The sequence below is a fragment of the Sphingomonas sp. genome, from assembly GCF_031380695.1.
GTDB lineage: Bacteria > Pseudomonadota > Alphaproteobacteria > Sphingomonadales > Sphingomonadaceae > Sphingomicrobium.
The window spans coordinates 1-4,758 of sequence record NZ_JANMWY010000305.1; the positions used below are offsets into that span (position 1 = coordinate 1).

General features: G+C 66.1%; 4 protein-coding genes and 1 pseudogene. 4 read left to right on the plus strand and 1 reads right to left on the minus strand.

Translation table 11 applies throughout. The features are described from left to right. The 3 genes from RMN84_RS11005 to RMN84_RS11015 all read left to right on the plus strand — a co-directional run. Positions 1-223 (plus strand): hypothetical protein (locus RMN84_RS11005; RefSeq protein ID WP_309612216.1); only part of this gene is annotated, 223 nt, incomplete at its 5' end. 41 nt (positions 224-264) lie between these two features. After that, complete coding sequence (locus tag RMN84_RS11010) at positions 265-744, plus strand: hypothetical protein (protein ID WP_309612217.1); 480 nt, start codon at positions 265-267, stop codon at positions 742-744. Positions 745-872: 128 nt separating this feature from the next. Beyond that, a complete protein-coding gene (locus RMN84_RS11015; protein ID WP_309612218.1) occupies positions 873-1,310 on the plus strand; it encodes a nuclear transport factor 2 family protein in 438 nt (145 codons plus the stop codon). A gap of 80 nt (positions 1,311-1,390) precedes the next feature. Here RMN84_RS11015 and RMN84_RS11020 read toward each other — a convergent pair whose 3' ends face one another. Next, positions 1,391-2,968, minus strand: a complete 1,578-nt coding sequence (locus RMN84_RS11020) for a lysine--tRNA ligase (RefSeq protein ID WP_309612219.1) — start codon at positions 2,966-2,968, stop codon at positions 1,391-1,393. Positions 2,969-3,155: 187 nt separating this feature from the next. Between RMN84_RS11020 and RMN84_RS11025 the strand changes: the two are divergent. After that, positions 3,156-4,758 (plus strand): annotated as a pseudogene (locus RMN84_RS11025) (ATP-dependent DNA helicase); the annotation flags it as partial.

Below are 4,758 nucleotides of genomic sequence, written 5' to 3' on the forward strand. Positions count from 1 at the left end.
ACGCCGCCCTCCGCCCGCGCACGGCAGTGCAGCGCAGATCGGTATCGAGGAACGAGCAGGCCGCATCGACGATGATGTGTCAGAACGCAGCCGAGTAGGAAAATGTTTTATTCATGAAACGCGAATGTCCGCAATTGGTGGAGAGCAGACATTCATTCGGCGTCAAAAAAGCAGGCTTCTGCCGTTTGTCAATCAAGCGTACATGGGCCCGTCACCGCTTTGAGTTGTAGGCGGCGGCCTGTGATCCTTCAAAGGAGCTCGGCCATGAACGCACCATTGAAATTTGCACTGATCCTCGCCACTGCCGCCATCGTCATGCCGCAGGGGCTGAGCGCAGCGACGCCTAACGCCAAGCTGTGGAACGGCACATGGCATCTCGATGCAGCGAAGTCGAAGTTTGCTTCTTCCAGCAAGGAGCAGAGCGAGACCCGAACCTACGACATTTCCGGCGGCAAGGTGACGGTAAAATCTAGTTCTAAGGATCCAGCGGGCAAGGAGCTGAATTTCAGCTATTCGGCGGGCACGGACGGCAAATCCTATCCGATGATCGGAAACCCGAACGCCGACAGCATCTCTCTTAGTGCGGTGAGCGCCCGCCAAATCAAAGCCGGCGCGCGCCTGCACGGCAAGCTTTCGGTGCAGTCTGCCGCAACGGTCTCGGCAGACGGTAAGCACCTGACCATCAATCGCAAAATGCTGAGGATAAAGGGAGCTCCGACGGACGTGCTGGAGTTCGACCGCTAAGTCTGAGGGCGTCAAGGGCGCCGGCGCTTCGCGAAGCCGGAGCCCCTGCAGGGGTCAAAAGCCGACATTGCGCACAAGGGGCGGCTGTCGGGTAGTAGCCTGAGCCTATGGCCACTCGAGATAATGGCATGGAGCAGACGATGAGCGATGCTGATTTCGACGCCGTAGTTGCGGCTTCGACGCGCTGGATGCAAGCGTGGATGAAGCAGGACCGGGCAACTCTTGACGCATTTCTTGCTCCGGATTTTGCGCTCATCGTCTCTACCGTCCCGACTAAGCCGTTCGAGCGTTCCAACTGGCTCGAGACTGCCGTGACTTCCTATGTCTGCACGCGTTTCGCCTACGAAGACGCTCACTGCCGGCGCGTCTCGGACGATCTGGTCGCCATGTCAGCAATCGCGGATTTTGACGCGACCATCGGAGGCATCGACCGGTCTGGGCGCTATTTCATCACCGATCTGTGGCGGCGCGCCGCCGGCACCGAACACGGCTGGATAGTCTGCGTCAGGTATTCCTCACGCCCGGGCGAGCCCGACGCCAGCGTTCGCGCTCTGCTCGAGCGCTGATCGAGATGCAGTCATTTTTAAGGAAAGCCGGAAGTGACCAACTAGTGTCCGAAATTGGGTCGTTTGCAGACATTCGCTGATTACGTCGCGGCAAGCGCTTCACCAATCAACCTTCGTGAATTTTCCACGCCATACAACGCAATGAAGCTACCCATTCTGGGGCCCTGCGACGAACCCAGCAGGGTTTCGTAGAGCGCCTGGAACCAGTGGCGCAGGCTTTCGAAGGCGTGGCGCTTGCCGATTTCGAAGACGAGGTTCTGGATCTCGTCGCCGGTCGTGTCGGGGGCGAGTTTCGCCAGTTCGGCGTCGAGGTCGATGAGGGCGGCGCGTTCGATCTCCGTCGGCGCGCGGCGCTTGAGCGTCGGGGCAACGAAGTCTCGCGCATAGTTGACCGCGAGGCCGATCAGGCTGTCGAGTTCGGGTTCGGTTTCGGGGGACGATCCGGGCGCGTAGCGCTGGACGAATTTCCACGCGGTCGCCTTGTCGCCCACGCCGGGGAGCGAGGCGAGGTTGAGGAGGAGGCCGTAGGTCAGCGGCAGCGTCGTCGCCGGGACCTGACCGCCGTGGATGTGGTGGACCGGGTTGCCGAGCCGTTGTTCGACCGGCTGGGTGGGGTAATTGCCGCGGAACTGGAGATATTCGTCGACCGCGCGGGGGATGACGCCGATGTGCAGGCTCTTGGCCTTGCGCGGTTCGCGGTAGGCGAAGAAGGCGAGGCTCTCCTGACTGCCATATTCGAGCCACTGATCGAGGGTCAGGCCGTTGCCCTTCGACTTGCTGATCTTCTCGCCCTTTTCGTCGAGGAACATCTCGTAGTTGAAACCTTCGGGCGGGCGGGCGCCGAGGAGGCGCGCGATCTTGCCCGACTGGATGGTCGAGTCGATGAGGTCCTTGCCGGCCATTTCATAATCGACGCCGAGCGCGACCCAGCGCATCGCCCAGTCGACCTTCCATTGCAGTTTCGCCAGGCCACCGAGCGCAGACTGAGTGACGGGGGTGCCGTCCTCGTCGGTGAAGGCGACGGTGCCGGCGTCGGCATCGACAACGGTGACGGGGACTTGGAGGACGCGGCCGGTGGTGGGGGAGATGGGCAGGACCGGGGAGTAAGTCAGGCGGCGTTCTTCGCGCAGGGTCGGGAGCATGACGCCGAGGATGGCGTCCCACTGGCGCAGGACCATGCGGAGCGTGTCGTCGAACTGGCCGCTGGCGTAGGCGTCGGTGGAGGAGACGAATTCATAGTCGAAGCCGAAGCGATCGAGGAAGCCGCGCAGCAGGGCGTTGTTATGCGCCGCGAAGCTATCGTGCGTGCCGAACGGGTCGGGAATGCGGCTCAGCGGCTGGCCGAGATTGGCCGCCAGCATATCGGCGTTGGGGATATTGTCGGGCACCTTGCGCAGCCCGTCCATGTCGTCGCTGAACGCGATCAGGCGCGTGGGGTTGCCGGTTAACTCCTCATAGGCGCGGCGGACCATGGTGGTGCGGAGGACTTCGTTGAAGGTGCCGATGTGCGGCAGACCCGAGGGACCGTAGCCGGTTTCGAAGATCACTGCCTGTCCGTCCGGCTTACCGTCGGGCCAGCGCTTCAAGAGCTTGCGCGCTTCCTCATAGGGCCAGGCCTTGGCGGTCATGGCGGCGGCGCGGATCGCGGGATCGGTCATGCGCGGGGCACTAGCAGCTCCTCCCCAGCTTGGGGAGGTGGCAGCCGCAGGCTGACGGAGGGGCGGTGCGGCGGGGGTGTCGATCTCGAATGGAGGGGCCCCTCCGTCATTGCTGCGCAATGCCACCTCCCCGTGCCAGGGAGGATCTTTGTTGCTGGTTCGTTCTGCGCACCTCTATAGGTGAACCATGCTCCCCCTTCCCTCTCTCCACGCAACCCATGCCGGCATCTGGCTGGCCGACGGCGACGGCGTGCGCGGGGCGTCGCGGGGGGAGGCGATCGCGCGGGCGGCGGAGACTCCGCATATCTTGCTCAATGCGCCGCTGGTCGGCCAGCGGCTCGGCTATCCCGATCTGTCGGGGCTCGACCTGCTCGAGCTGTTCGCCTTCGTCCACCCGGCGCGGTTCGCGGTGCCGACGGTGGCGGGGATGTGCCGCACGCTGGGGCTGGCGGTGCCCGAGGGCGAGGAGGCGGGGGCGGCGGCGCTGCGGCCGATCGCGGAAGCGTTGATGGCGGCGGCGGACGATCCGGCGTGGCGCGAGCGCGAGGGGGCGTGGACGTCGAATGCGACGCTGCATCGGCTGGGCTGGTCGTGGGCACCGCTGATCGGGGCGCGGATCGCCAAGCCCGAGCGCGGCGAGCGGATGCTGTTTTCGCGCCTGCCGCAGTGGGACGAGGCGGCCGAGCGCCCGCCGCCGCGCACGGTCAGCGTGTCGGGCGCGGAGGCGATCGAGCGGCTGGCGCACCTCACCGGTGACGGCCGCGAGCCCAGGTTGGGCCAGCAGGCGATGGCGGCGGAGGCGGCGGCGATGTTCGTGCCCCGCCCCGCCCCGGGCGCGCCAACGATAGTGCTGGCCGAGGCGGGAACCGGAATCGGCAAGACGCTGGCCTATCTCGCGCCCGCGTCGCTATGGGCCGAGCGGTCGGGCGGGACGGTGTGGGTGTCGACCTTTACCAAAGCGCTGCAGCGGCAACTCGACGCCGAGAGTGTGCGGATCGTGCCCGAAGCCGAGGAGCGCAAGAAGCGCATCGTGGTGCGCAAAGGGCGCGAGAATTATCTGTGCCTGCTCAACCTGGAAGACGCGATGCAGGGCGCGTTCACCGGGCGCGCGGCGATCCTGGCGCAACTCGCCGGGCGGTGGGCGGCGTATAGCAAGGACGGCGACATGGTCGGCGGCGATCTGCCCGGCTGGTTGCCGAGCCTCTTCCGGCGGGCGGGGGCGACCGCACTAACCGACCGGCGCGGCGAGTGCGTCTATGCGGGGTGCCCGCATTATCGGCGCTGCTTCATCGAGCGCGCCGAGCGGGCCGGGCGTGAGGCGGACATCGTCATCGCCAACCATGCGCTGGTGATGGTCAACGCCGCGCGCGGGCGGCCCGATGCGCCGAGCAGGCTGATCTTCGACGAGGGGCATCACCTGTTCGATGCGGCCGATTCGACTTTTTCGGTCGCGCTGGGCGGGCAGGAGGCGATCGAGCTGCGCCGCTGGCTGGTCGGGCCGGAGGGCAAGTCGCGCGGGCGGCGGCGGGGGCTGGCGGCGCGGTTGCTGGATGTCTGTTCATACGACGACGAGGGTGCGACCGCGCTGGAATCGGCGGTCGAAGCGTCGCGGGCGCTGCCGTCCGAGGGGTGGTTGCAGCGATTGGGCGAAGGGTCGCCGTTCGGGCCGGTCGAGGCGTTGCTCGGCGAGGTGCGCGGGACGGTCTACGCGCGGGCCAAGGCGCAGGACGCGGGGTACGGGCTGGAGACCGAACTGGCCGAACCCGACGGCGCACTGGTCGCCGCGGCGG

Excerpts from the sequence above, each read along its gene's own strand:
- RMN84_RS11020 (WP_309612219.1), bottom strand. The coding sequence starts at position 2,968 with ATGACCGATCCCGCGATCCGCGCCGCCGCCATGACCGCCAAGGCCTGG.
- RMN84_RS11010 (WP_309612217.1), top strand. The coding sequence starts at position 265 with ATGAACGCACCATTGAAATTTGCACTGATCCTCGCCACTGCCGCCATC.
- RMN84_RS11015 (WP_309612218.1), top strand. The coding sequence starts at position 873 with ATGGAGCAGACGATGAGCGATGCTGATTTCGACGCCGTAGTTGCGGCT.